This is a genomic window from Aureimonas sp. SK2 (assembly GCF_029813115.1).
In the GTDB taxonomy this organism is placed as follows: domain Bacteria; phylum Pseudomonadota; class Alphaproteobacteria; order Rhizobiales; family Rhizobiaceae; genus Aureimonas.
On sequence record NZ_JAPZDS010000009.1, the window covers coordinates 178,410 to 200,865 of the forward strand.

The 22,456-nt window shown below is 68.5% G+C and carries 30 protein-coding genes and 1 pseudogene; 13 read left to right on the top strand and 18 right to left on the bottom strand.

Features of this window, described 5'->3' with window-relative positions:
• Positions 1–36: 36 nt before the first annotated feature.
• Complete coding sequence (locus O5O54_RS13310) at positions 37–768, bottom strand: hypothetical protein (RefSeq protein ID WP_279482287.1); 732 nt, start codon at positions 766–768, stop codon at positions 37–39.
• Between the two features lie 177 nt (positions 769–945).
• Between O5O54_RS13310 and O5O54_RS13315 the strand changes: the two genes are divergently transcribed.
• On the top strand, positions 946–1,764 hold the full coding sequence (locus tag O5O54_RS13315; RefSeq protein ID WP_279482288.1) for a hypothetical protein: 819 nt from the start codon (positions 946–948) through the stop codon (positions 1,762–1,764).
• 107 nt (positions 1,765–1,871) lie between these two features.
• Here O5O54_RS13315 and O5O54_RS13320 read toward each other — a convergent pair whose 3' ends face one another.
• From O5O54_RS13320 to O5O54_RS13385, 14 genes are all read right to left on the bottom strand, one after another.
• On the bottom strand, positions 1,872–2,009 hold the full coding sequence (locus O5O54_RS13320) for a hypothetical protein (protein ID WP_279482289.1): 138 nt from the start codon (positions 2,007–2,009) through the stop codon (positions 1,872–1,874).
• Positions 2,006–2,467, bottom strand: a complete 462-nt coding sequence (locus tag O5O54_RS13325) for a hypothetical protein (RefSeq protein WP_279482290.1) — start codon at positions 2,465–2,467, stop codon at positions 2,006–2,008. The genes O5O54_RS13320 and O5O54_RS13325 overlap by 4 nt, the downstream gene beginning before the upstream one ends.
• A complete protein-coding gene (locus O5O54_RS13330; protein WP_279482291.1) occupies positions 2,464–2,682 on the bottom strand; it encodes a hypothetical protein in 219 nt (72 codons plus the stop codon). Before O5O54_RS13330 ends, O5O54_RS13325 begins: the two co-directional genes overlap by 4 nt.
• Positions 2,679–3,518: a phosphoadenosine phosphosulfate reductase family protein gene (locus O5O54_RS13335; RefSeq protein ID WP_279482292.1), complete on the bottom strand. Its 840-nt coding sequence runs from the start codon at positions 3,516–3,518 to the stop codon at positions 2,679–2,681. The genes O5O54_RS13330 and O5O54_RS13335 overlap by 4 nt, the downstream gene beginning before the upstream one ends.
• Positions 3,515–3,985: a hypothetical protein gene (locus tag O5O54_RS13340; protein WP_279482293.1), complete on the bottom strand. Its 471-nt coding sequence runs from the start codon at positions 3,983–3,985 to the stop codon at positions 3,515–3,517. The genes O5O54_RS13335 and O5O54_RS13340 overlap by 4 nt, the downstream gene beginning before the upstream one ends.
• Positions 3,982–4,752, bottom strand: a complete 771-nt coding sequence (locus tag O5O54_RS13345; protein ID WP_279482294.1) for a hypothetical protein — start codon at positions 4,750–4,752, stop codon at positions 3,982–3,984. The genes O5O54_RS13340 and O5O54_RS13345 overlap by 4 nt, the downstream gene beginning before the upstream one ends.
• Positions 4,752–6,002, bottom strand: a complete 1,251-nt coding sequence (locus O5O54_RS13350) for a hypothetical protein (RefSeq protein WP_279482295.1) — start codon at positions 6,000–6,002, stop codon at positions 4,752–4,754. Before O5O54_RS13350 ends, O5O54_RS13345 begins: the two co-directional genes overlap by 1 nt.
• A gap of 188 nt (positions 6,003–6,190) precedes the next feature.
• Positions 6,191–6,484, bottom strand: coding sequence for a hypothetical protein (locus tag O5O54_RS13355; protein WP_279482296.1), 294 nt, complete (start codon positions 6,482–6,484; stop codon positions 6,191–6,193).
• Between the two features lie 11 nt (positions 6,485–6,495).
• Positions 6,496–6,792 (bottom strand): hypothetical protein, encoded by a 297-nt coding sequence (locus O5O54_RS13360; protein WP_279482297.1) that lies wholly within the window; start codon positions 6,790–6,792, stop codon positions 6,496–6,498.
• Positions 6,789–7,673: a hypothetical protein gene (locus O5O54_RS13365; protein ID WP_279482298.1), complete on the bottom strand. Its 885-nt coding sequence runs from the start codon at positions 7,671–7,673 to the stop codon at positions 6,789–6,791. Before O5O54_RS13365 ends, O5O54_RS13360 begins: the two co-directional genes overlap by 4 nt.
• A 3-nt stretch (positions 7,674–7,676) precedes the next feature.
• A complete protein-coding gene (locus tag O5O54_RS13370; RefSeq protein ID WP_279482299.1) occupies positions 7,677–7,874 on the bottom strand; it encodes a hypothetical protein in 198 nt (65 codons plus the stop codon).
• Positions 7,875–7,877: 3 nt separating this feature from the next.
• Positions 7,878–8,096: a hypothetical protein gene (locus O5O54_RS13375; protein ID WP_279482300.1), complete on the bottom strand. Its 219-nt coding sequence runs from the start codon at positions 8,094–8,096 to the stop codon at positions 7,878–7,880.
• A gap of 114 nt (positions 8,097–8,210) precedes the next feature.
• Positions 8,211–8,570, bottom strand: a complete 360-nt coding sequence (locus O5O54_RS13380; RefSeq protein ID WP_279482301.1) for a hypothetical protein — start codon at positions 8,568–8,570, stop codon at positions 8,211–8,213.
• Positions 8,571–8,626: 56 nt separating this feature from the next.
• Positions 8,627–9,022 carry a hypothetical protein gene (locus tag O5O54_RS13385; protein ID WP_279482302.1) on the bottom strand — a complete coding sequence of 132 codons (396 nt, stop codon included), beginning with the start codon at positions 9,020–9,022 and terminating at the stop codon, positions 8,627–8,629.
• An 889-nt stretch (positions 9,023–9,911) separates the two neighbouring features.
• On the opposite strand from O5O54_RS13385, the gene O5O54_RS13390 reads away from it, so the two are divergent.
• The 10 genes and pseudogenes from O5O54_RS13390 to O5O54_RS13435 form a co-directional block, all read left to right on the top strand.
• Positions 9,912–11,831 carry a hypothetical protein gene (locus tag O5O54_RS13390; protein ID WP_279482304.1) on the top strand — a complete coding sequence of 640 codons (1,920 nt, stop codon included), beginning with the start codon at positions 9,912–9,914 and terminating at the stop codon, positions 11,829–11,831.
• Between the two features lie 207 nt (positions 11,832–12,038).
• Positions 12,039–12,365 (top strand): hypothetical protein, encoded by a 327-nt coding sequence (locus tag O5O54_RS13395; protein ID WP_279482306.1) that lies wholly within the window; start codon positions 12,039–12,041, stop codon positions 12,363–12,365.
• Complete coding sequence (locus O5O54_RS13400) at positions 12,362–12,733, top strand: hypothetical protein (protein WP_279482307.1); 372 nt, start codon at positions 12,362–12,364, stop codon at positions 12,731–12,733. The genes O5O54_RS13395 and O5O54_RS13400 overlap by 4 nt, the downstream gene beginning before the upstream one ends.
• Positions 12,733–13,074, top strand: a complete 342-nt coding sequence (locus O5O54_RS13405) for a hypothetical protein (protein WP_279482309.1) — start codon at positions 12,733–12,735, stop codon at positions 13,072–13,074. Before O5O54_RS13400 ends, O5O54_RS13405 begins: the two co-directional genes overlap by 1 nt.
• Positions 13,074–13,367 carry a hypothetical protein gene (locus O5O54_RS13410; RefSeq protein ID WP_279482310.1) on the top strand — a complete coding sequence of 98 codons (294 nt, stop codon included), beginning with the start codon at positions 13,074–13,076 and terminating at the stop codon, positions 13,365–13,367. Before O5O54_RS13405 ends, O5O54_RS13410 begins: the two co-directional genes overlap by 1 nt.
• Before the next feature lie 90 nt (positions 13,368–13,457).
• Positions 13,458–13,811 carry a hypothetical protein gene (locus tag O5O54_RS13415; RefSeq protein WP_279482311.1) on the top strand — a complete coding sequence of 118 codons (354 nt, stop codon included), beginning with the start codon at positions 13,458–13,460 and terminating at the stop codon, positions 13,809–13,811.
• A complete protein-coding gene (locus O5O54_RS13420; RefSeq protein WP_279482312.1) occupies positions 13,811–14,947 on the top strand; it encodes a metallophosphoesterase in 1,137 nt (378 codons plus the stop codon). Before O5O54_RS13415 ends, O5O54_RS13420 begins: the two co-directional genes overlap by 1 nt.
• Positions 14,947–15,246, top strand: a complete 300-nt coding sequence (locus O5O54_RS13425; protein WP_279482313.1) for a hypothetical protein — start codon at positions 14,947–14,949, stop codon at positions 15,244–15,246. Before O5O54_RS13420 ends, O5O54_RS13425 begins: the two co-directional genes overlap by 1 nt.
• A gap of 439 nt (positions 15,247–15,685) precedes the next feature.
• Positions 15,686–16,984: a tyrosine-type recombinase/integrase gene (locus O5O54_RS13430; protein ID WP_279482314.1), complete on the top strand. Its 1,299-nt coding sequence runs from the start codon at positions 15,686–15,688 to the stop codon at positions 16,982–16,984.
• A 231-nt stretch (positions 16,985–17,215) separates the two neighbouring features.
• Positions 17,216–17,347, top strand: a pseudogene (locus tag O5O54_RS13435) (LysR family transcriptional regulator); the annotation flags it as partial.
• 39 nt (positions 17,348–17,386) lie between these two features.
• Here the strand turns inward: O5O54_RS13435 and O5O54_RS13440 are convergent.
• From O5O54_RS13440 to O5O54_RS13450, 3 genes are all read right to left on the bottom strand, one after another.
• Entirely contained in the window at positions 17,387–18,151 is a 765-nt protein-coding gene (locus O5O54_RS13440; RefSeq protein ID WP_279482315.1) for an SDR family NAD(P)-dependent oxidoreductase, read from the bottom strand.
• Between the two features lie 65 nt (positions 18,152–18,216).
• Positions 18,217–18,921: an FCD domain-containing protein gene (locus O5O54_RS13445; RefSeq protein ID WP_279482316.1), complete on the bottom strand. Its 705-nt coding sequence runs from the start codon at positions 18,919–18,921 to the stop codon at positions 18,217–18,219.
• A gap of 157 nt (positions 18,922–19,078) precedes the next feature.
• Positions 19,079–20,575 carry an MmgE/PrpD family protein gene (locus O5O54_RS13450; RefSeq protein WP_279482317.1) on the bottom strand — a complete coding sequence of 499 codons (1,497 nt, stop codon included), beginning with the start codon at positions 20,573–20,575 and terminating at the stop codon, positions 19,079–19,081.
• Positions 20,576–20,852: 277 nt separating this feature from the next.
• On the opposite strand from O5O54_RS13450, the gene O5O54_RS13455 reads away from it, so the two are divergent.
• Together O5O54_RS13455 and O5O54_RS13460 are read left to right on the top strand one after the other, a co-directional pair.
• Positions 20,853–21,776: a tripartite tricarboxylate transporter substrate binding protein gene (locus O5O54_RS13455; RefSeq protein WP_279482318.1), complete on the top strand. Its 924-nt coding sequence runs from the start codon at positions 20,853–20,855 to the stop codon at positions 21,774–21,776.
• Positions 21,777–21,954: 178 nt separating this feature from the next.
• Entirely contained in the window at positions 21,955–22,452 is a 498-nt protein-coding gene (locus O5O54_RS13460) for a hypothetical protein (protein ID WP_279482319.1), read from the top strand.
• The last annotated feature ends 4 nt before the right edge of the window (positions 22,453–22,456 follow it).

The window sequence follows — 22,456 nt, forward strand, 5'->3', positions numbered from 1 at the left end:
CTGCTCGCACCGGGCGCCGGGATTCGCAACCCGCCGTCACTTCTTCCCGCCGCGCCCCGCCAGCACGCGCGCGATCTCGCGGTCCAACTCGCGCCCGAACTCGCGCTGCGAGGCGAACAGCCTGTAGCTTCGCCGGACGGTCTCCTCGAAGCGGAAGATCTTCCGGTACCTGGCGACTGGCTGGACTTTGAGGAGCAGGATCGGGCTGCCGTCGTGCTTGCGCGGCCGGCGCCAGTAGCCCTTTACGCCGTTCACCTCGCCGAAGAAGACGCCGCCCTTCTTCCCGTACACCGCCCCGGCGGCGCGCGCCGACTTCCGCGCGGCCTTCTCCCGCCTGTTCTTCGTCGACAGCCGCCGGGACTCCCCGCGCGGCACGCCGCCGTAACGGTCCGGCCGGAGGGCGTACGTGAAGAGGTCTCGCGGGCCGGATCCGCCGTCCTCGCCCGTGCGCCGGACGCCGCCCTCGATCTGGCGGTAGAGGTAGCTGGCCGCTGGCTCCTTGATGAAGACCGACGCCGACGCCGACGCTGCGTTGCCGCCCCGGATGCGCGCGGGCCGCATGTCGAACGCCTTCGCCGTCATGGGCTTCGGGCGGTCGAAGACATCGATCGCGTGCTCCTTGAGTGCGACCACCGCCTCGCGGGCCGCCCGGTTCGTAACAGCGGCCGCAGCGCGGGAGATGGCCTTGCGCGCGATCGCGTTCATGTCGCGCGTGAAGCTGGCGTGGTCGATGTCGAAGCGGAAGCCGATGGGGGTGACGGAGGGCATGGACGGCACCGGGGCGGGAGGAGTCTCGGGTTAGCTGAGACTTTTCGGGCGCAAGATGCGAGGGCGGATTGCAACCGGGCGTTAGGGCTGCTTGGCAATCGCAACGATCGTTTACGCCTCCGACACCACTAAAGCGCGAATACGGACAAGCCGCGGCGGGCGGTCGGAGCGAATGAAATGAAGGCGATTCTCTACACAGCGGCGGCGATCATGCTCTCGCTGACGGCGGCTGCGGCCGAAACCTGCGAAGGCCAAGGTATGGTCTGGTCTGGCAAGCAGGGCAAGAACGAGGTTCGTCTCTACACGCCGCCTTCGTCGCCCGCGGGAACCTACATTTTCGAGGGCATGACTGGCGGGAAGCCGTCGTGGCGGGTCGAAGCTGACTACGCGTGCTCCAACGGCGACGTGATTTGCTCGCTCAGCATCCCCCTGCTGGGGGAGCGCAGCTCGTTGGATGTGGACGAGGAGTCGATCTACGAAGGGGGCAGCCCCAAGTACCTGATCTTCGCGAACCTCAGCCAGCACGTCGCGTACGCCCAGCGCTCGGGAGGTGCCGTTCAGATCAAACGTTATGACAAGAAGGCGTCCGGCGAGACTGTCGCGCTGCCGAACTCGTATGCGTTCAAGGGGTGCGGCTCGCCGCCCGAACGCCGAGCGTTTTCAGCAACAACAACATTCTCGAAGTCCAACCCGTTCGATGGCCTTTGGCGCCATCCCGAGAGCTCGTGCGAGTTCGCCGATGCCGACAACGGCCCGGCCATGAGGATCAAGGGACGCGATCTGGGAATGCTTGAGAGCGGATGCCGGATCGGGAAGGTACGACACGGCAAGTCGTCGACCAAAGCGGACATGGTCTGCCAAGGCTACGACATGGAATGGAAGGAGACGATCGAGCGGATCCACCGGACAGGGGAGATCCGGAAGGGGAACGCCGAGGACGGAATCTACCCCTTCGTTCTATGCGACAAGGACAACGGCTCCGCTTTCCAACGGTAGGCAGCGGCCGTAGTTGTCGGTGGCGAGGCAGACAAAGGAACTTATAGCTTCCAGTCCTCCCACGCGGCGACCACGGGTTGCACGACGAGGTCGGGGCGCGCGGTCGCTCACGAGTCCACGTTGTCGAGGAAGTGCTCGCCATAGCCGTTCTTGAACATGAGTTCGCCGTCGTAGACGAGCGAACCGGGCGGGCATTCGCCGAGTGGGCAAGTCCAGCCGCCCGGATTGAGGACGAGGCGCCTCACGACGAACGCTCCGCCGCGAGCGCAGCCGAGGCATAGTCACGCATCTGCTGCGCCGAGTAGTGGCCCTCGTGGCGCACGCCATAACCGCCAACCGGAGGAAGCAGCGGCAACTCCTCCCGCTGGCGGTGGCGGCGTTCCATCTGGGCCAACTGCTCGGGAATGTGGATCACTTGGGGAGCGGCGAGGTCACGCCGGACGTCGGGCACGTCGGCGTAAGCGAACCGCGCCGCCTCCTCCACGTGGGCGCCCACGAGGTCCGCCGCCTCCTGCTGCTCGATGTACGCCACGATGAGGCAGTCGTCGTCGTAGTCCGGCCGGGTCGGGATCGAGAACCTCGGGCCGACGTCGTAGCTTTGCCGCTCGCCGTCGCGCCCGAAGCTGCCGGCAATGAGGCGGCGGGCGACGTCGCGGGCCTCGGCGTGGGAGATCGTGCGGGTGGTGTTCGGGGACTGGGTCATCGCGGAAACCTGCCTCTGAAGAAGTCGTCGAGTGCGTCGGGGCGGCTGCCGAGGGCCACGTCGAGGACGCGGCGTGCATCGCGAGCGCGGTCCGCTAGCTTGTCGCGGACGCGCTCGGCTCGATCGACGGCAGCCTCCGCCCGCACGGGATCCGCGCGGGCGGCATCGAGGTCGGCGGCGAGGCTGGCGAGGGTGCGGGTGTGGAGGACGTTCATGCCGCCACTCCTGCGTTCTCGGCTGTCTTCTCGCAGCCCCGACAGAATGGCATGCCTGGCCTGTCGGTATTCGAGGGCGAGACGACCCTCGCAACTCTAGCACCGCCGGCGGGGGGCTTGCCTTCCCAGCCCCACTCGTGGCCGGCCGCCCGCACCTCGCCCTCGAGGCTCTCGAGGTAGTCGGCCGTCCGGGGGCAGGCGAGCCGGACCAGCGCCTTCTCGCCGCGATGCGCGTAGGCCCCGCAGAGGCACTCGCCCGACATGCCGAGCGTCTCGGCGACGGGGTTCCGCGCGACGCCGTGCGCGCGCAGGTAGTCCATGAACTGCGTCTTGGACCACCAGTAGAGCGGGTTGACCCACATCTGCGAGCCGACGAAATTGATGTTCCGTTCGCCGTAGCCCATCCGGACCATAGACTCGTCGTGATAGATCCCGGTCGCGATCAGGACCTTGTCCGCACGCTTCTGCTTCGCGCGCTTGACCAGCAGCCGGACCGGGCGCTCCTTGAGGCGGCTGTACATCTTGCGGTGATGGCCGGGGCCGGGGAAGCTGTACTGGAGGACCATCTCGCGGTAGTCCTGGCCGCAGTCCTCCTTCGCGCGGATCTCGTCCAGCGGCCAGCCGTACTTCGCGCAAGTCCGGCGCACGAACTCGCGCGTCGCCTCAATGCCGATGCCCGTGTTCGCGTGAAAGACCCGGCAGCCGGGCACGTTGGTCATCATCCAGTGCGCGGTCGCCAGCGAGGTGTCGCCGCCCGACATCGCCGCGTAGATCGCGACGGGCCTGTGCGACATCGCCTCGGCGATGATGTCCTCGGGAGCGCGGGCGGCGTTCATGGCGACACCTGCTTTCCCAGCTCCTGCGAGCCGAAGCCCCCGGCCCACGCCATCCAGATCGTCTCGCGGGAATGCCGGGTCGTGAGGAACTCCCCGTCGCAGACCTCCCCGCGCACGACGTGCAGCTCACCCTTCGGGATGGGCATCCCCGACCAGTGGTCCCGGTGCTCCCACCGGCCGCGCACGACCTTCGACGACAGCACGCGGACGTCGCCGTCGTCGCCCTCGAAAGGCTCGACCGACAGCAGCTCGTCGTCCGTCAGCAGGGCCGCGCGGCGCCGGATCTCGTCGAGGAGGCCGGGGATGTAGACGCCCGCCTCGGCGGCTTCGGCGAGTTCGAAGTCGTCCATTTCGGGCGGCGGGATATCCGTCTCGAACTCCTCAGCCTCGGCAACCGCCTCTGGCGACGCAGAGGCGGCCACCACCATGAGGGCGGCGAGCTGCTCAGGAGTGGGGGCGGCGGTCATGCGGCCTCCGTCACGGCCTCGAGGCGATCGACGGATCTGGTGAAGTCGAAGTAGCCTCTGACCGCGTCCTCGACCGCGTGGAACTTATCCTCCGCGACCTGCAACCGGGCCTCGGCGGCATTCAGCCTCACCACCGCTTCCGAGCGGGAGATACTCATTTCAACGAACGCCGCGTGCAGTTCCTCCCACTCGACGCCGGAACGGCCTGCACGGGCTTCCGAAGCACGTGCGCGGGCGGTGGCGGTCTCAAGGGCGGCCTCCGCCAGCACGGCGCGCTGGTCGAGACGGCAGAGCTGCATGACCAGCATGCCGACGCCGTCCTGTGTCGACCGGAGGCGCACCCAGACGTTCCCGTTGCCTTCGACATCGCCGATGGGGACGACGGTCTCGCAAGAGAACTCGTCGGCGCGAAGACCGCAGACGATCTCGTGCGCGTCGTGGGCGGTGCGCTCGGCGGCCTCGGCGCGAGAGAGGGCGGCGTCGAGGTCGCTCGTCAGCCGGGCGACGTCCTTCTCCCGAAGGCGGCGCTCGCCTTCCACATGCCGAAGCTTGGCCTCCGCCTGAAGCGCGCGCTCCTCCAGCCGAGCGATGTGCCCCCGGATCTCCTCGATGCCGTTCCAAGTCGACCGGACCCTGACGGGGAAGCGGTCGCCGTCGAAGGGGATCGCAGCCTCGAAGCTGAAATCGATGATGCCTGGGTTCTGGGCGACTTCCTGCGCGCCGTAGAGGACGCGCTTGGGGTCGGCGATGGTCGATGCGCCGGACATCAGCGGAAACCTCCGGCGCTCTTCGCGCTGGCAAGTGCCTTGCGCAGGTCGTCGATGACGCTGGCGGCGGCTGTCGTCTCGAAGGTGTTGCCGCCGTACGTCAGCCGCACCTTAGACCCTTCGACCGACACGGTCGCGCCGTCGCTGGAGACGGCGAAGGGCGCCGCGCCCTCGATCGCGGCAGCCGCCAGCGCGTCTACGGGATCGACGGCCGTCATCGGGAACTCGCCGACGACGGCTGCCGCGACCAGAGTGTCGATGTCTAGCCCCGGCTCGACCGGGCCACCGTCGTCCTGTGCTGCGTCGGACACGTCCGACGCCGTTTCGCCCTCGGTCGCCGCCAGCCGCGCGGCGATCAACGGCCACGCGTTGAGGACGCCCGCGATGAAGTTGGCCGCCGCGCCGTCGAAGCCAGCCTTCTGGCCGGCGATGCCCTGGCAGAGGCGGACAGGCCAGTGATGCTTGTCCGTTGGGTCGGTGTCGAGCTGACGAACCTCCCAGCCGGCCGAGTGCAGGATGGCGTCGTACGGCCCGGCCGGAATCCCCGCGAAGGCGGCGTTCAGTGCTTCGAGGTCGACCTCGCTGTCGTCGGTCGCGACAACGCCCGTGAAGGCTGCGCGGAAGGCGGCGTCCCGGCGGGCCGTGGCGAGGAGTTCGGCGTACTCGGCGTTGGGCAGCGTAATCGTGTCTTCGCGCACGAGCTCGGCCGCCTTGCACTCCGCGATCAGGGCCTCAGCGTGGGCCTTACGGTGCTTCAGCTCGGCGAGCGACGGCACCGCCTCAAGCGCAGAGCGCGAAATGAACCCGGCCGACGGACCGCTCCCGACGACCGGACCTTCGCGCAGCCCCTCGTCACCGTCGTCGCCCTCGATGTCGTCGAACTCGCCCACGTTGGCCGCCCATTCCTCGTTAACCGACTCGATGGTGGCGAGAGCAGCATCCCGGGTGCGCTCGATCGCGTCCCGCACCGCATACCCGACATCGTCGTCGCGGAGGGCCGCTGGGGTGTACGAGGACTCGCTGCGGCGGAGCACGGTCGTCGTGTGCAGCGGGCTGTCGCCGTAAACCGTGTAGACGGTCGCGCCGACGCGGACGGTAATGTCGTCGTCGGTGACCGTGATATCCGGCGCGTCGAGGCCGTACGACCCTTCGTACACCTGCTTGCGCACCATCGCCGCCTGCTCGGCATCGAGCACCAGCCCGGCGTCGGTCACGATCTTGTCGCGCTTGATCTGCTTCTTCTTCGGCATAGCCGTCTCCCCCGTCAGCCCTCCTTCGGGTTCCTCCCGGGGTGCCCCGGCCGCGCACGACTGCGACCGGGGCGGGGGAGAGCCGGGAAGGGGAAGGAGAACCACGACCCGGCACCCACGATGCTGGGTGCCGGCGGAGCGGGGCGCAAACCGCCGGCGGGCGGATCGCGCCAAATCCGTTGACCGGACTAGGCGGGGCCTGGGGAAGTTTTTTCGCGGGCGAGGAAGGCGGGGAGCATCGCGCCGGCGGCGGCGTACATGAGCACGCCATCGCGCAGCATGATGTCGGATTCGTAGAGATAGCCGCCGAGCCGGGCCATGGCCCATTCGTCCGTGCCGACCTCCTCGATCGCCTTTTCGACGCCGCTCGACAGCTCGAGATAGGCGTGGTGCAGCACGGCGACCGCCAGCCGGGTGTCCTCGGCGGGGACGTACTCGCCCGCTTCCAGGCGTCGGATCACGGAGCTGACGGAGTAGAGCACGGGCGTGGTCCTCAATGCAGGGTGCGGGCTTCGCCCTCGGGCGCGTCGTCCGGCTCCCAGAGGAGGTCCGAGATCTCCGCGAGCGCGTCCGGATGGAGACGGACCGAGGGTACATCGCCGGCGGACTTGGCGACGCCTTCAAGTTCGGCGACGGCCGCGCGGACGCGGCGCTCGGCCCCGGTGCGCAGCGCGTGCTCGCGGAGCCAGCCCGCGAGGAGGAGGACGGCGACCGCGGTGCCGGGGCTGCCGGAGATGAGGGCGGCGCCGGAGGTAGCGAGGGTCGCCGCGAGGAGGAGGCGTCGGGTCATTCGGTGCCCGGTCCGAGTTCGATGTTCCGCACGCGCTGCTCGAGGTCCTGGTAGAACCTAGTCAGCGTCGACATGCCGCCCTCCTGCTTCTTTACCCTGTCCTCAAGGCTTTCGAGGCGAGGCGCGAATTGCGTCTCGATGACGTTCAGTATGTCGGTCAGGCGGCGGTGGAACTCGCGGATCGCTTCAAACATGCTCCAGCTCAAGCCGGGCACTTCGTCGGACGCGATGTTGTCGTTGACCCACTCGCTCACGCTCTCGGTCAGGCCGGGACCGCCGAAGCGGCCGTACACGGCCTCGCGGAAGTCAATCAGGACGTCGAGGATGGACATCTCCGCGTCCCGCAGGACCTGCGTGGCCTGGGTCATCCCGGCGTCGCCGAAGACGACGGCATCGCCGTGGGTGACCGCGCGGATGTCCCCTAGGGACGTCTGGAGGTCCGGCCCGAAGAACGGGCCTTGCGTGGCGAACGGATTCTCGTCCGGCCCGCCGCCGTCCTCGGCCAGCGGGTGCAACGCGTCCGTCGGTCCCGGGGCGCCGGGGCGCGTCGGCGACGCGAAGGCCGCGCGGAGGTCCTGCACGGCGGCGAAAAGGCTCTTGAGCTGGTCGTCCTTGGCATCGGTGTACACCGTCTTGTGGTCGACCAGCGTCGGCTCGGGGACGACGCCCGGTGTGGTCGTGCCGTCCGGGTTGGTCGTCGGCGGGCCTGCCGGCGGGGGGATGACCTCGGGCAGGATGCCGCCCTCGAAGACGTCCTCGACGAAGTGGTCCGGCACACCGGACCCGCCGCCCCCGCCGGGCTGCTTCTTGTCGCGGTCGCGCCAGAGCACGGCAAGCTTCGCCGCGTCCGCCGTGCGGGAGGTCTCCATCTCGAACGGCATGCGTCAGCCCTCCCGCGTCTGGCGGGGGCGCAGCATCCGGTCGCGGCGCCGCGCGGCGAATCCCGGCCGGGGCGCGAGCACGATGCCGAGGCGGGTGAGGATCGCCTGGAGTTCGGCGGCGAGACGCTCGCGCTCGGCGCGGTCCTCAGCGGCGGCGATCTGGCCGGGGGACGGCGCGGGCTTCTCTGGCGTGTCGGTCATGGATCAGGCCTCCCGGGGCGCGGCGACGGGGTGGCAGGAACCGACGGCCTGTCCGCCGCCGGCGGGGCGCAGGGCCGTCGCGATGGGCTGGGCGGCTGCTTCGCATGCGGCGGCGGAGGCGAAGCCGCTGACGGCAAGCGTCGTGCATGCGGGCGGCGGGCCGCCGGGCGTCGGCGTGGGGCAGACAGACAGGGCGAGCGTGAAGAGGGTCGAGATGAACATGGAGGCCTCCGGTCGGTCCTCCATTGCGCCTCGCCGGCGGTGCAACTTTCCAGCCACGCGGTGAGCCGGGGCAACGCTCACCGCAAGGCCGGAGTAATGCCCGTAAACCGCCCCCTACGCCCCCGACGGACCTTCAGAGGCCGCCCAGTAGCGGCGCTCTGCGTCAGCGCGACGGCGACGGGCCTTGGCCTCGTCCGGCAGCGTGTAGAGGGACAGCCGCTCGAAGGATTCAGCCGGGTCGAATCCCTGCTTCTTCAGGACTCCGTAGGCGGTGAGCATGAGCCGCTGGTACGAGGCCGCCTCAGGGCTGTCGGGCTTCCGTTTCGCGGCGCCCGCCATCTTCCGGACGGCGACTGCCAACGACTGGATGACGGCCCGCGTTTCCGGTGCGCCGCGCGGCGCGTCGGCTGCCGCCTTGGCCTTCAGCCGGGCGCGGTAGCGTCGCTGCTCCATCGCATGTTTCGACGTCGTCATCTTCCCGGCCCTCCCTCTCACCTCGTGAGTATGGGCGGCGGGGGTGCAAGGGACGATCAGGCCGACGGGGTCGTCAGTCGCTCCGCCGTAAGCACCTTCGGCCGGAGCGTCCCGGTCTTCGCCCGGATGCGAGCCGTCGAGGCAACGCCGGGGCGACCGGGGAAAGCCTTATGCACGGCACGCTGAATTTCATCCGCCCCCGGCCCGTCGACGGCCAACAGAAGGATCGCCGCGTCGGCCAGCGCCTCTCGGATCGCGGCGTCGGATGCCTCCGGCCGTCCGGCGGCCTTCGCCTCCTTGGCCCTCGCGCGCTGCCGCCTCTTGCTCTCCCGGTCGTACGCCGTCCTGTCGGCTGGCGACAGTTCTCGCACCGTCGGCTTTGCCCCCGCCTTCAGCGCCTTGTAGAGGGCCGCCAGCGCCTCGGTCTGCGGGTCCTTCGTCGTCTCGGTCATGTCGTCCTCCCTGTCGGCACATCTTCAGCGTGGGGCGCCGGCAGGCAAAACGCAACCTGTCGTCGGACATGTCCGACACGAAAAAAGTCGGCCCTGGAACGGGCTTCATTCCCTCCGGGAGAGACCCTCCCTGTTCGTCGGCGAACGCGCGAGCGAGGATCCCATCAGCGCGGAGCGCGAAGGCTTCCGGCGGCGCGAGCGGGAGACCTCCTTCGCGGGAGCGTCGGCGACACCTCGCGGAGAGGGGGACGACGGGGAAGGGTCGGACGACCTGCCGCGCAGCGGGAAAGGCGCGGGGCGCGACGGGAAGGGGCGGGGCGGTTCTCGTCGGCACGGCCTTGCCCAAAACCCCGCGAAGCGGCACGGCAATCGAGAGACCCTCGCGGAGCGGCTGTCGGCTGGCTCGCGCGTCGGGATCCTAAAGGCGCGAGCGGGAGGACTCCTGCACGGGGAGAATCCTACAGGGGCCAGAGCCCTCGTTGACTCATACTTAGTATCGTCCAGACGGGTCGGTCAAAAACCCCCGGTTTTCTGCGTTTTTCGAGGGCATTTGAACGCGCATCGCACGGAACTGACTCCTTTTCGTCGCGCATCGCACGGAGTCGCGAGCGGGTTCGAGGAGCGCGGGGTCGGCATGCCGCCGGAGGTCCGGCGACCGCCCGCCGGCGGAGCGTCCGTTGTCTCATACTTAGTATCGTCCGAGCGGAATGTTGACCGCGCCGCGTTCTGCCTTCCTTTCTGGGAGGTATTTGAACGCGCATCGCCCGACCCCTCTGCCATTTGGACGCGAGTTGCCCCGTCAGCCTTGCGCCGAGCTTCGGCTCGATCCAGCATTTCAATGCGCCCTCGCAAGAGCGCGCGACGGAATGGGGAGCGGAAGGCAATGGGCATGCGGGCACTGGGAACTCAGCGCAAGGCGACGACACGGTACGTGCGCCTAGAGAACGCGGGCGTCGCCCTTGTCGAGGCCGAGGGCCTGGAGGTCGGCAAGCGCGAGCGCGGCCTGTTCCCGCCCGCGGCGGGCGGCAGTTTCAAGGAGGCGTTCAAGGACCACGCGTCCTTCCTCCGTGTGTCGCCGACGTCGCCGCGCCCGGCGGAGATGCTGGACCACATCACCGTGTCCGGCGGGACGGCGCTCACGGCGCAGGACTGGGCCATCCACGAGATCCTGATGTCGGCCGCCTACGATGCCGCCACCAATCCGGTGATCCCCGGCGACGAGGCCCAGATCGTCGGCGGCGAGATGCAGGTCCGCATGGGGGATCTCCTCGTTGCCCTCGGGCCGAACGCGCGGCGCAAGAACGTGCTCAAGTCACTCCGCGCGCTCCGGATGACCGAGATCTCTTACGGCACGCCGGGCGGACGGACCTACGCCAACGTCCCCATGCTCGTCGGCTGGCACGAGACGGAAGAGGACGGCGAGGACTTCGTCGTCTTCATGCTCCCGTCGCCCATCTGGAGGCTTCTCACCAGCCAGCGCTCCTACGCCAATCTCGAGCTGCGCGCGCTAGCCGGAATGGCGACCCGCTACGGGATCTTCCTCTACCGCCACCTCGCGCTCCGCTTCGCGCGCGTCACTTGGAACCCGGACGCGCCGGACCACGAGATCGAGCTGACCCCCGAGGACGCCGCGAGGGTCATCGGCTTCGACGAGTCGCCCGTGGTCATGGGGCGCCTGACGACGGCCCTCAAGCGCGCCGTCGAGGACCTCGCGGGCAAGCGCGGCGGACGCGACCGCTCCGACGCCGAGGAGGTCGCCCGGCGCGGAGTCCGCGCCTTCGCCGTCGAGTACCTCGAACCCCGTCACCGCGTGGGGAAGGGCAACCCCATCGCCGCCTACCGCCTGAAGGTGACGACCCGCGCGCCGGAGCTGCACCGCGGCCGCTCGAACGGCGTCTCTGCGCAACTGCGCCAGTACGTCGGCGCGCCCGACGACCCATGGCTGCGCGTCAACTCCCACGTCTGGGCGAAGGCGGCGACGTTGGCGTTCAAGCACAAGAGGGCGGCCATGGCTCCGTGGCTCTTCAAGGCGTGGCTCGTGGCGCTCGAAGAGGCTCTCGTCGCGGCTCCGGTCACCCCCGAGTACGGCCGCCGTATGTGCCGAGGCGGACGGCTCCTCCGGCTCATTCGCGCCGAGGGACCGGACCGGGCGGCGTACGCCTTCGCTGTCGAGGAGATCGAGAACCCCGACCTGCTGGACCTCATTGAGATCGTCGGCACATACAAGGCCGGCGACATCGAGAAGGCGGCGGACGCGGCCAGACGGAAGCGCGTCGCCGACTGGAAGAACCCGGACCGCAAGCAGCGCATGAAGCCCCTCCCGAAGGGGCCGACGAAGGAGGAGCGCGAGGCCGCCGAGGCTGAGCGGAAGGCCGCCATCGTGGCCGAGCGGACGGCTCGGTTCGAGGGCGCGAACGTCGTCGAGCTGGACGTCCGGTTCGGGCGGGCGGAGGACGCGAAGATCACCGCCGAGGGGTTCAAGCGCTACGCCTGGCCCGGCTCCAGGAAGGTCGAGATCAGGCTGTCATACCGCGCCGGGGACAACATGCGCGTCGTCTCGGCGGGCTGGCACGCGGCGACGCCGGAGTTCCTCGAGGGGCTGGTCTCCACGCGGTCGGACGACTTCTCCGGCTACCGCCCGCTCTACGACGCGGAGGCCGTCCAGCCCGAGGCGGCACCGCCCAAGCCGCGTCGGCCGGGCTTTCTCCCCGGGAGCCACCAGCCGAAGTCGGCCGGCGTCGAGGTCATCACCTACCCGATGCCGACGGCTGCCGCCGTCGGGGCCCTGACCGACGACTGCCCTTTCTGAGGCGAGCTGCCCGGCGATCGTTACCCGTTAACCCTGCCGGCGCCCGCAACGAACCGGGCGCCTAGACGCCGTCCGCCGAGCCCGCTACGTCTGCCTTCACAACCCGGAGCCGCCCCATGCAGGACACCCTCTCGATACGCTGACCGCCGCCGCGCTGTCCCTCATCGCACTCACGCGGTGAGCCGTATCTCGAGAGAGGAGACCTCCATGCCGCCCCGCCGCCTCGGCGCACCGCTCCGCCGCCCGCTCGACATCCGCCGCCTCGCGGCCCAGACGCTGCTTAACGACTTGGAAGACGCGGCGCCCGCGCCCGCCGCCGACGCGGACCTCGTGACGTTGACGCGTTGGAGCGTCAGCGGGATGGGCGGCGTTGCGCACTTGATGGGCCTCGACGATTGGGGCCACGTGGTGGCCGTCCACATCCTCGCCATCGCGTCGGACGGCACTTGGGCGCAGCGCGTCGACGGAAGCTACGTCCGGCTGGCCGACCCTTGGCCGCTGCCGCTGGCTCGCACCCCAGGAGACGCCCAATGAGCCGCCTCCCTCTGACCGAACTCGAACGCGCCGACCTCGAGGCGACGGCCTCGCTCTACGAGTCCGTCGTCGCCGACCTTCGCGACGTCCTCGCGCGCGGCTGGCCGTCGAAGGAAGAGCTGGCCGAGGCCGGGGCGCCGCTGCTCGACGCGTGGCTCCACTCCCTGCGTTCGGTGCCGAACCTGGAGGGGATGCCCATCGGTCATCCGCACCTGAAAGGTTGGACGCGCACCTCGTCGCTGCATGCGCTCTGCGTTCGGGGCGGCGTCGCGCGGACGCAGAGCCGCTGGTACCGTCTCGGCGAGGCTTTCGTCGGTCCTGTCGGCGGAGACGACGATCGCGTCTTCCCGACCTGCGAGGTGCGCTGATGGAGTTCGACATCACGGACGACCAGCGGAAGATCCTGCTCCAGCAGGCGGCGCGCCACGAGGAACTCGCCGCCGCGCTGCGCGAGCTGGCCGAGTTCGGACGCCCGAGCGACGAACGCATCGCGACCGCTCCGGTCGTCGAGGGCTGGCGGTGGGACACGGCCGAATGCCTGACCGTGAGGGGGAGCTGGCACGACGGGCGCGACGGTCACATCGACGGCAACCTGGGTTCGGCGATCGCGAACATGCCTGACATGAGCGCGATCCTGACGATCCGCGGGTGGTATCGCCTCGGCGTGCCGGACGACGTGCGCGCGCCGACGTCGGGAGCGGTCCAGTGATGCGCCTGTCGCCGCACCCCGACGGTCTCCGCGACCGCGCCGCCGAGTTGGAGCGCATGGCGAGGGACCTCCGGCAGATCGCCGACGGCGACTGGCCGCCCGCCCACGAAGGCTTCCGTCTCGACGACTGGGCGCTCTCGGCCCGCCCGGTCGATGCGCTCGTCGGCATCCGGAGCGGCAGCGGCAAGCGGATCGTCACCCCGCAGTTGCTGGTCCTCGACGAGGAGCGCGGACTGGCCCGCTGCACGCATCGGACGTGGACTCTTGGACGCAAGAGCGAGGGCGACGCCTGATGCCCCTCATACGCCCACGCATAGCCAACGCCTGACGGCATCCGGTCTCCGGCCGGGTGCCCGACACCCCGCAACGAGGAGACCGCCCTGATGTCCGATAACCAGAACCGCGACGACCCGCTTGCGCCGTACCAGCACCTCCTGCGCGGCGCCTTCGACGTGAGCCCGCCTACGGGCTGGGAGCCGCTCGTGGCCCGGCTGCTCGCGCGCATCGAAGCCGCGCTCGCGCCCGAGGAGCGCGCCGAGTTCCGCATCTCGCAGGTGAAGGAGAAGTTCGCGCAGTTGAGGGTCTACCACAACGGCGGCGAGGCCATCGAAGCCCTCGTCGACGAGGCGGACGCGGAGGCCCGGCGCACGTGCCAAGTCTGCGGGCAGCCGGGTCGCCGCCAGCCGGGCGGGTGGCTCGCGATCCTTTGCGACGAGCACAACAAGAGGCAGTTCTGATGCGCCTCTGGATCTTGAGCGACCTCCATCTCCGTGACCGGGGCGAAGCCTTCCGCATTCCGGAGGCCGACGTTGCCGTCGTCGCGGGCGACATCGGCGAGGGTCTCGGCGACACCGTGCGCTGGCTCGCCGAGCGCGTCGGGCGCCGCATGCCCGTCGTGCTCGTTGCCGGGAACCATGAGTTTTACGGCTCGTCCGTCGCCGAACAGTTTCTGCTGGCGCGCCGGGTCATTGCCGAGGGCGGCGGCGAAGGCGTCCACCTTCTCGAAAACGAGGCCGTCGTCATCGGCGGCACCCGGTTCGTCGGGGCGACGCTGTGGACCGACTACCGAGCGCGCGTCGGCGACAAGGTCGGGGCCGACGCGGATCGCGAGGTCGCGTGGAGCCAGGATGTCGCCGAGCGCTTGCTCATGGACCACTTCACGATCCGCGTCGGCGACGGGGCGGCGCGGCGTCGCTGGATGCCCCGCGACGCCGTGCAGGCGCATGCCCGGTCACGCGCGTTCATCGAGGGCGAGCTGGCGGTCCCGTTCGACGGGCCGACGGTGGTCGTCACGCACCACGCTCCGCACCCGGGCGCGGTGTCTCCGCAGTACGCCGGGTCGTCCCTCAATCCCGCTTTCGTGTCTGACCTGTCCGACGTCATTTCAGCCGGACGACCGGAGGCGTGGGTGTTCGGGCACGTCCACTCGAGCCACGACTACCATGTCGGCGACACCCGGCTCCTCTGCAATCCTCGCGGCTACGTGCAGGGCGGGCAGGTCGAGAACCCAGACTTCGATCCCCGCCGCGTCGTCGGCATCGAGAAGCGTCGGGATCCGGTGGCGGCCGTCGACGAGGCATGGTTGGCTCCCTACCGCGAGGAGATCGCGGAGACCGTGCGGGAGACCTACGGCGCGGCGACGTTCCGGGTGCTGGGCCACGTGCCCGTGCTCTGGTCGTCCTGGGAGTGCGACCATGGCGCCGTGCTCGTCGAGCTGCCCGGCGGCCGGCGCGAGTTCGTGATCGTCGGTGCGACGGCGCACGGCGGGGCGGTCGACCTGCGCGAGCGGGTCGTCGAGTACCGACGGACGGCGAACGCGACGGAGGCGCTCCTGCGGCTGCGGGAGGAGTCTTGCGGTGGGGGAGACTCGTGATGGGCGACGGGGAGGACGACATCCGGCTGCCGGAGGAGTCTCCGGTGGAGGGAGACTCCTCCGAGGAGGGCTGGCCGATGGTGCGCGCGCGGATGTTCGCCGCCGCGCGCGAGCGGGCGGACCGGACCATTCGGGAAAGCCGCGCCCGGCGGCAGGCGGCGCTTGAGGGGCAGCTTGAGGTGTACGAGCTGGGGCGCTTGATCCACGGGGCGGTGGAGGAGTCTCGCCAGCGTGGAGACTCCATGAGCGTGGAGGAGGCTCTCGGGATGCTCGCGGCGTTCGGTGAGACGAAGCATTGACGAGGAAGTGCCGCAGGTTGCCTACGGCTATCAGAAGTAGAGTGCGGCGGACGCCAAGCCCGCGAAGCCTTTGTCCGTCAACAAAGCCGACCGCGCATTTTGCAATGTTCTGGAACTCGACTTCGAAAAAAGTTCGATACCGTCGTTGACGCCGCGACAGATACGGGGAACCATTCGGCATGACCCAAGCGACGTACCAGCTAACTGTTGACAAGATCAGCGTCGACTTCGAGACGCTGACGAACCCGCATCCGGACGCGCCGCTGTCGCTCGACGTCGCGGTGTGCCTGCCGGAGCTCGGCGGCAATGGGATCGAGCCGTCGGCGACGTGGTCGGTGAAGATGCTCCGGGGGGCGATCTCCCGTGGCGAGCTGCGGCCCATGCGGGTCGGGAAGAACCTGTTCGTGACGCGGGCCATCGTCCGCGAGTGGAGAGAAGAATGCCGCGTCCGAGAAAGCCAGCGCGCCTCTGGCTCGAGCCGGAGCGCCGCGACAAGTCGGGGCGCGTCAGCCATGCCGCCACTTGGGTCATCCGAGACGCCTCCGGCAAGCACCGCACTGGCTGCGGCGAGGATGACATTCTCGGCGCTCAGAGAGCGCTCGCGGACCACATCGCGCGCCAGCATGCCGACGCCGTCCCGGTCGCCAACAAGTCAGCCGACGGCACGCTGATCGCCGACGTCCTCTCGTACTACGTCAGGGACGCGGGTGACGAGATCCGGCGGCCCCGGGAACTGATCGCCCGCATGGAGCGGCTGCTCTCGTGGTGGGGCGACCGGAGCCTCGGCGCCGTCAACCGCGCCTCCTGCAAGGCGTACGAGCGCGACCGCGGTTCGAAGTCGGCTGCGCGCCGCGAGCTGGAGGACCTGCGCTCGGCCATCAACCTCTACATCGCCGACGGACTCTGCCGCGAGGCAGTCAAGGTCACGCTGCCGACGAAGCACAAGGCTCGCGTCGCCCACTTCACCCGCGACCAGGTCGCCCAGATGATCTGGCACTGCTGGCGGACGCGCGAGGAGCAGGTGATCCATGTCGGCGCCCGCAGGGGGGAGACGACCCTCACCAAGAAGCGTCCGCTCCGGCACCTGATCCCGTTCATTTTGACGGCGGTCTACACGGGCACGCGGTCGAGCCGCATCTGGCAGGCCTCGTTCGAACCCGAAGAGGGCCGCCCGTGGGTCGACCTCGAGGGCGGCGTCTTCCACCGTCTCGCCGACGAGGAGGAGGAGATGGCGAACAAGCGCGCCGGGACGATCGCGATCCCGGAGCGGCTGCTCGCGCACATGCGGCGGTGGAAGCGCGGCGGCAAGCTGCCGGGCGGCAAGGCCCGCAAGCCGCAGGCGTTCCTCTGCGAGTACCGGGGTCGCCCGGCGGACCCGAAGCGCGCGCTGTCCGGCGTGATGGACGATGTCTTCGGCGAGGACCACAAGTTCGTGCGCCACACCTTCCGGCACACTTGCGCGACGTGGCTGCTCTGGGCGGGCGAGGACATCAACGACGTGGCGGCCTACATGTCGATGACGCGCGAGATGGTCGAGAAGGTCTACGGCCACCACCACCCCGACGCCCACGTGTCCGTCGGCACGTCGTTCTCGACGGGCAAGGCGGGACGGCGCGTCGGACGGAACAGGCGCGAACGAAACGAGGTACCGCGACAGTTCGCGACAGAAACACCGGGAACGAAGGGTGAAAAGCGGGCACCGGGCAATGAGGCAAACCCCGTTGCGGCAGGGGTTTGAAGGTGGCACACTATTGTTCGGGACGAGGGGGTCGCAGGTTCAAATCCTGCCACTCCGACCACCCCACTCCGCTGCATCCTTTGATTTCCTAGTCAGTTTGCCTGCCAGCCGCTTCCTACGGTACAAAAGGGCGGTATCGCCGGTCGGACGGATCTCGTCGCAACGGCGCCGAGCCTCTGCCTGCCTCCATCCGGCGGCAATGGCACGGAGACGAACGGCGATGTCGTGGTCTTCGCGCTCCCGGTATCGACACCGGAGATCGCGATCTCCATGCAATGGCACCCGCGGATGGACGCCGATCCGGCCCACCGCTGGCTGCGGGAGCTGGTGAAGGCAACCTGTCGTGTCGATCGCGACCGATAGGCGCATGTCTGACGCCTTCATACGCCCATGAACCTTCCATCAAGGCAGAAAGGCGCCACCGTTCACGTGTATCGTCTGGCCCGTAATGTACCGCGCCTCCGGCCCGCAGAGGAACAAGACCGCACTCGCCACCTCTTCGGATGTGCCCCGGCGAGCAAGCAATGTCGCGGAGTTGGCATGGTGGGCTGGCGCGGTCGGGGAGGATGTTCCGCCGCGCTCGGTCTCGATCAGGCCAGGCGAGACGAGATTGACGGTCACGCCATCCGCGCCAAGTTCGTGTGCGAGCGCCTTGGTCAGTCCGTCGAGCCCAGCTTTCGCCACGACGACATGCGCGCGGCGACTAGCACCCGTATAGGCCGACAGCCCGCCGATATTGACAATAGTGCCGGCACTGCTTGAGCGAAGATACGGAGCTGCGACCTTCGCCAGGAGGAACGGACCGTCCAGGGCCGTGGCCATCACCTCCCGCCATTCGGAGAAGCTCAGTTCCGCGAGCGGCGTTTCGCGACGGATGGCTGCGTTGTTGACGAGGATGTCGAGCCGGCCGAAGGCTTCGATCGTCTCCGACACGTACCTCGCCACATCTTCCTCGCGTCCAACATCCCCCAGGATGACACGGCAGCGGCCGCCCAACCGGAAGATGTCCTCGGCTACCCGATCGGCCCCTTCGCGATCGGCGCGCGTCGCGATCGCCACGTCGGCACCGGCACCCGCGAGGGCCAGGGCGATCGCTCGGCCGATATTTCGCGCAGCCCCGGTGACGAGGGCGGTGCGGCCGGACAGGGGACGGGCGGTAGACGTCAAGCGTTCTGCCTCTTCAGCGGGGAAGGGGGCCGGGGCCCTAGCTGGTTCCTCGGCCGAAAACCGAGTCAGGACGGAGAGCGTCCGGCTTGCGGCTCGATCGCGGCGAGGAGCCGCTTCTTCGCCCGGTCGACATGCCGCCAATGCGCAAGGAAAGCGCGCTCGCCGTCGCCGGACGCCAAGGCATCGACCATTTCGCGGTGCTCGCGGTTCGAGACGGCGAGGCCGCCGCCTTGAACAAGGCTGCGGGCGCGGAACAGATGAAGCTTGTCTACGAAGCGCCGATATTCCGCCGCCAGCGTGCGGTTGCCTGCACTGTCGACGATGAAGCTGTGGAAGGCGAGGTTCTGCGGATAATACGCGTCGAAGGCTCCGGCTGCTGCCGATCTATCCATATCGTCGAGGAAGCCAGTCAGGCGGGCCAGGATTTCGTCGGTCATCTTCTCGGCCAGCAGCCGCCCGGCCTGGGCGAACAGCGCCGAGCGGACGTCGTATATCTCGACGGCCTCTTCACGCGTCAGTTGGCGCACGAAGACGCCGCGATTGCGCACGGCTTCGACGAGGCCCTTCGCCTCCAGGCTCCGCGTCGCTTCGCGGATCGGCCCCCGGCTCGTGCCGAAGCGGTTGGCGAGATGGATCTCGTTGATCCGCGTTCCGGGCTCGAGTTCGCCGCTGAGGATCAGGCGTTCAATTTCACCCACGAGCGCGCTCGTGAGCGACGTGCTCTTCACGATCGCCAGATCGTCCGAATACGAGGTCGTCGTGAGGCTCATGGCCGGTGCGCCTGTTGTTGACAGTCTGGTGCGTTATGGAGACTGGACCGGCCGGGTGCAATGCGGGCTCCCGGCCGTCCTGTCCCCGCGGGGATGCGTGGGCAGGGGACATGCGGCGGGCCGCTCCCTGCTCCTATGCCGGCTACTCGTATGTCGGCTACTCGGCTGCGGCCGCCATTGCGCGGGTGCTCGGCGCCGCCGCAGCCTGCGCCAGCTTGCCGGCGTCCGCCAGTTCGGGCAGACGCCATGTCATCTCCATGAGGTTCGACGTCGACGTCTTCCCGATCACGGGCTCAGCCTGCCGCTCGAACTTCTCGATCAGCTGTTCGTTCGAAAGCGGCCGATGAATGGAGCCGAGCGCATGCTCGACGAAGCGGGTCACCGTGCGTCCGTCGGCCAGATCGACCTCGATCGCCACCTGGTCCTCGTGGATCGTCGTATCAGTCGTCGCGGTGACCTTGCGTCGCAGAGCCACGAGTTCGGGCGCGTTCGCCGCCTCGTCGGTGAAGGCGGTCGGCGACCCGTCGCCACGCAGGAGCGCGCAGGCCGCGGAATGGAAGACGCTGAACTTCGACTCCAGACCGGTGCGGGGTTCGGTCTTGCCCGTCAGTTCGAGAACCAATGGATGCGTGCGCAGCCGCACCGCCGAGGCGCCCGCCATCACCTCGGCACCGTATTCGTGCCGCAGCTGCCTGCACCCGTCGATCGTGGGATGAATGACGATGCCGCAGGCAAAGGGCTTGTAGGAGTTGAGCGCCGCCTCCCAGATCTCGCCGAGCCCGCCAAGGATCTGGGAATAGTCCTGCTTGGTCGAAAGGACGTTGGCAAAGCCCCTAGGTGCCTCGATCGCACGCTCGGAGGAGTCGAAACCGGCTTCGGCGAGGAACGCGGCCATCAGCCCATTTTGGGCAGCACGCCCCGGATGGAAGCTCTTGGTCATCGTGCCGAACATTTCGCGAAGGCCCGACGCCTGCGTTGCGGCGAGCCCAAGCGCCCAGGCGGCGCGTTGCACGTCTAGACCGAGAAGGCGGGAGACCCCGGCGGCCGCACCGAAGATACCTGCCGTGCCGGTGATGTGCCAGCCGCGATCATAGTGATCGGGATAGACGGCGTTGCCGATCCGGCATTCCACCTCGATCCCGGTGATCAGCGCCTCGAGGAAGCGACGGCCATCGACAGGACGATACTCGGCGACGGCCAGCAGCGCCGAAGCCACGGGCCCGGCGGGATGGATGATGGTCTTCAGGTGCGTGTCGTCATAGTCCAGGACGTGGCTCGTAATGCCGTTGAGGAGGGCTGCATGCGGCACGTCCAGACGTTCGCTACGACCAGGCAGGCTTGCCTGGGCGGGGCCCGCAAAGAGCCGGATCGCGGCGAGGGCACGGTCTGCGGTCTCGTGCGTAGCCCCGCCGACCGCGCAGCCCAGCCAATTGAAGAAAGTTCGCACGCCCTCGTCGCGCACCGACGACGGCAGATCGGCGAGATCTCGCGGGGCGGCGATCCATTCGGCGAGCTGCCGGGTGACGTGTGTCTCAGTCATGGGGGCGATCCTTGTTGGGCTACTGGCATCGACCGATGCAATGACCGCTTGCTGAAGCGGCAGCGAGAATAGCGGCGACCCAATGCTTTGACCGCCAATCGGATAGTTTGTCAACTGTCGACAATAATCAGGAAGCTTTAGATCGCCGTCGGGGGTTGCCTGCGATACCCTGGGCGACGCGCGAAACCCATGAAAGCAAGAATTCCTCTGCGAGGGTTTGCGCAGCCGATCCGCCTCCTGCATAAGGAGACACATCTTCTCGACGGCAAACTGTTGACAGTTTACGATTTTGGGAGCAGCCTAAGGAGTATCGGGGCTGGGAGGCCCCTTGTGCCTGGACGCCATCGCCCGTCCGGACACGACAGATCCAGCATCACAAGGGAGGACTACCATGAAGCGACATGTTCGAAATGCCATGCGCCGGATGGGCGCGATAGGTGGAGCGGTGCTCCTGTCGATCTCGGTCCTCGGGGGCGGGGCCGCTCATGCGCAGGAGGACTTCCCCTCGCGCCCGATCAATGTCGTCGTTCCCTTCAAGACCGGCGGCTACAACGATCGCCTCGCCCGCGCCTTCGCACCGTATATCGAACGCGAACTCGGCCAGCCGCTGGTGGTGATCAACCAGGAGGGCGCTGGAACGCAGCTCGGGCACACCTACGCTTTGCAGCAGGACCCCGACGGTTACACGATCCTCTGCACCTCCCTGTCGCCCTTCATCCCGCTCACGATCCTTCTTCAGAACGCCCCCTACAAAGTCGAGGATTTCGCGGTCCTTAATCTTCCCTCCCGAGACTATACATTCGCCGCGACCAGGGCCGACAGCGAGATCGCGAGCCTTCCCGCCGCGCTGGCGCAGCTGAAGGCGGATCCCCGCAGCCTGTCGATCGGCGTGCAGCCGGCCTCCGCGGACTACGTCAACATGATGCTGACGATGAAGGCGGCCGGCGTCGATACAGACAAGCTGCGCATCGTGACCTACGATGGCGGCGGACCGGTGCGGAATGCGGCGGCGGGCGGGCAGGTCGATCTCGCTTTCGTCGGCGGCGAAGGGTTCGTTCCCTTGAAGGCCAAGATCAAGCCGCTGGCGGTCTATGCGAAGAAGGCGCCGGACTGGTGGCCCGACGCTCCGACGATCGCTTCGGTGGGCATCCAGCAGGAAGTGGTCGACGGATCGCAGCGCGGGTGGGTCGTTGCCTCCGCCGTGAAGACCGAGAACCCCGCGGCCTATGCCAAGCTTCTCGATGCGATCGAAAAGGCGTCCAAGAACCCCGAGGCCATCGAGGCGCTTCGCCTGCAGGAGCTGTCGGCCACCTAGTACGGCCCGGAGGCGTCGACGAAAGCCTTCCTCGACAACGTGGCGATCATGAAGAAGCACGAGGCGCTCCTGCGCGGCGACTGAGCGTCGTCCGCGCCCTGCAAGGCCGCCCGCTCACGCCGACGGCGCGATGGGCGGCCACGGTCCCGCCTGCTTCCCGATGACCTGGAGTTTCCCCATGCGCATCCTGCGTCAGCAATACCACGTCGATTGGCTGCATCTCGCCTTCGTCACGATCCTCGCCGCCTTCGTGCTCTGGTACCTTCTGGATGCGCGCTCGGTCTCGCTCAGCATCAACAACCTTCTGCTCGTGCAGCCGCTGTCGATCGCGCTCCTCCTTCTATACTTCGTGATCGTGCCCCAGTGCTTCCGGCGAGCCGACGCCGAGCCGGTTCCCGAACTCGCCTCCTTCGACGATCCGCTGCAGCCCAAGCTTCCCGAGGGGCGGGCGATGGGCCGCGTCGCCATGCTCGGTATCGCGCTCGGCCTATTCGTCTTCACGTTGAAGATCGTGGGCTTCGACGTCGGCATCCTCCTCTTCTCGCTCGCCACGATGCTGATCTGCGGCGAGCGCCGCCCCCTGGCGCTCATCCTCTATCCGCTCGCCGTGGCGGTGGTCACCGTCTACGGCTTCCGGGCGCTCATGCCCTATCCCATGGCCACCGCGCTCCTATGAGCCG

Coding starts and splice junctions, on each gene's coding strand:
- O5O54_RS13310 (WP_279482287.1), bottom strand. CDS start 768: ATGCCCTCCGTCACCCCCATCGGCTTCCGCTTCGACATCGACCACGCC.
- O5O54_RS13315 (WP_279482288.1), top strand. CDS start 946: ATGAAGGCGATTCTCTACACAGCGGCGGCGATCATGCTCTCGCTGACG.
- O5O54_RS13325 (WP_279482290.1), bottom strand. CDS start 2,467: ATGACCCAGTCCCCGAACACCACCCGCACGATCTCCCACGCCGAGGCC.
- O5O54_RS13330 (WP_279482291.1), bottom strand. CDS start 2,682: ATGAACGTCCTCCACACCCGCACCCTCGCCAGCCTCGCCGCCGACCTC.
- O5O54_RS13335 (WP_279482292.1), bottom strand. CDS start 3,518: ATGAACGCCGCCCGCGCTCCCGAGGACATCATCGCCGAGGCGATGTCG.
- O5O54_RS13340 (WP_279482293.1), bottom strand. CDS start 3,985: ATGACCGCCGCCCCCACTCCTGAGCAGCTCGCCGCCCTCATGGTGGTG.
- O5O54_RS13345 (WP_279482294.1), bottom strand. CDS start 4,752: ATGTCCGGCGCATCGACCATCGCCGACCCCAAGCGCGTCCTCTACGGC.
- O5O54_RS13350 (WP_279482295.1), bottom strand. CDS start 6,002: ATGCCGAAGAAGAAGCAGATCAAGCGCGACAAGATCGTGACCGACGCC.
- O5O54_RS13360 (WP_279482297.1), bottom strand. CDS start 6,792: ATGACCCGACGCCTCCTCCTCGCGGCGACCCTCGCTACCTCCGGCGCC.
- O5O54_RS13365 (WP_279482298.1), bottom strand. CDS start 7,673: ATGCCGTTCGAGATGGAGACCTCCCGCACGGCGGACGCGGCGAAGCTT.
- O5O54_RS13370 (WP_279482299.1), bottom strand. CDS start 7,874: ATGACCGACACGCCAGAGAAGCCCGCGCCGTCCCCCGGCCAGATCGCC.
- O5O54_RS13375 (WP_279482300.1), bottom strand. CDS start 8,096: ATGTTCATCTCGACCCTCTTCACGCTCGCCCTGTCTGTCTGCCCCACG.
- O5O54_RS13380 (WP_279482301.1), bottom strand. CDS start 8,570: ATGACGACGTCGAAACATGCGATGGAGCAGCGACGCTACCGCGCCCGG.
- O5O54_RS13385 (WP_279482302.1), bottom strand. CDS start 9,022: ATGACCGAGACGACGAAGGACCCGCAGACCGAGGCGCTGGCGGCCCTC.
- O5O54_RS13390 (WP_279482304.1), top strand. CDS start 9,912: ATGCGGGCACTGGGAACTCAGCGCAAGGCGACGACACGGTACGTGCGC.
- O5O54_RS13395 (WP_279482306.1), top strand. CDS start 12,039: ATGCCGCCCCGCCGCCTCGGCGCACCGCTCCGCCGCCCGCTCGACATC.
- O5O54_RS13400 (WP_279482307.1), top strand. CDS start 12,362: ATGAGCCGCCTCCCTCTGACCGAACTCGAACGCGCCGACCTCGAGGCG.
- O5O54_RS13405 (WP_279482309.1), top strand. CDS start 12,733: ATGGAGTTCGACATCACGGACGACCAGCGGAAGATCCTGCTCCAGCAG.
- O5O54_RS13410 (WP_279482310.1), top strand. CDS start 13,074: ATGCGCCTGTCGCCGCACCCCGACGGTCTCCGCGACCGCGCCGCCGAG.
- O5O54_RS13415 (WP_279482311.1), top strand. CDS start 13,458: ATGTCCGATAACCAGAACCGCGACGACCCGCTTGCGCCGTACCAGCAC.
- O5O54_RS13420 (WP_279482312.1), top strand. CDS start 13,811: ATGCGCCTCTGGATCTTGAGCGACCTCCATCTCCGTGACCGGGGCGAA.
- O5O54_RS13425 (WP_279482313.1), top strand. CDS start 14,947: ATGGGCGACGGGGAGGACGACATCCGGCTGCCGGAGGAGTCTCCGGTG.
- O5O54_RS13430 (WP_279482314.1), top strand. CDS start 15,686: ATGCCGCGTCCGAGAAAGCCAGCGCGCCTCTGGCTCGAGCCGGAGCGC.
- O5O54_RS13445 (WP_279482316.1), bottom strand. CDS start 18,921: ATGAGCCTCACGACGACCTCGTATTCGGACGATCTGGCGATCGTGAAG.
- O5O54_RS13455 (WP_279482318.1), top strand. CDS start 20,853: ATGAAGCGACATGTTCGAAATGCCATGCGCCGGATGGGCGCGATAGGT.
- O5O54_RS13460 (WP_279482319.1), top strand. CDS start 21,955: ATGCGCATCCTGCGTCAGCAATACCACGTCGATTGGCTGCATCTCGCC.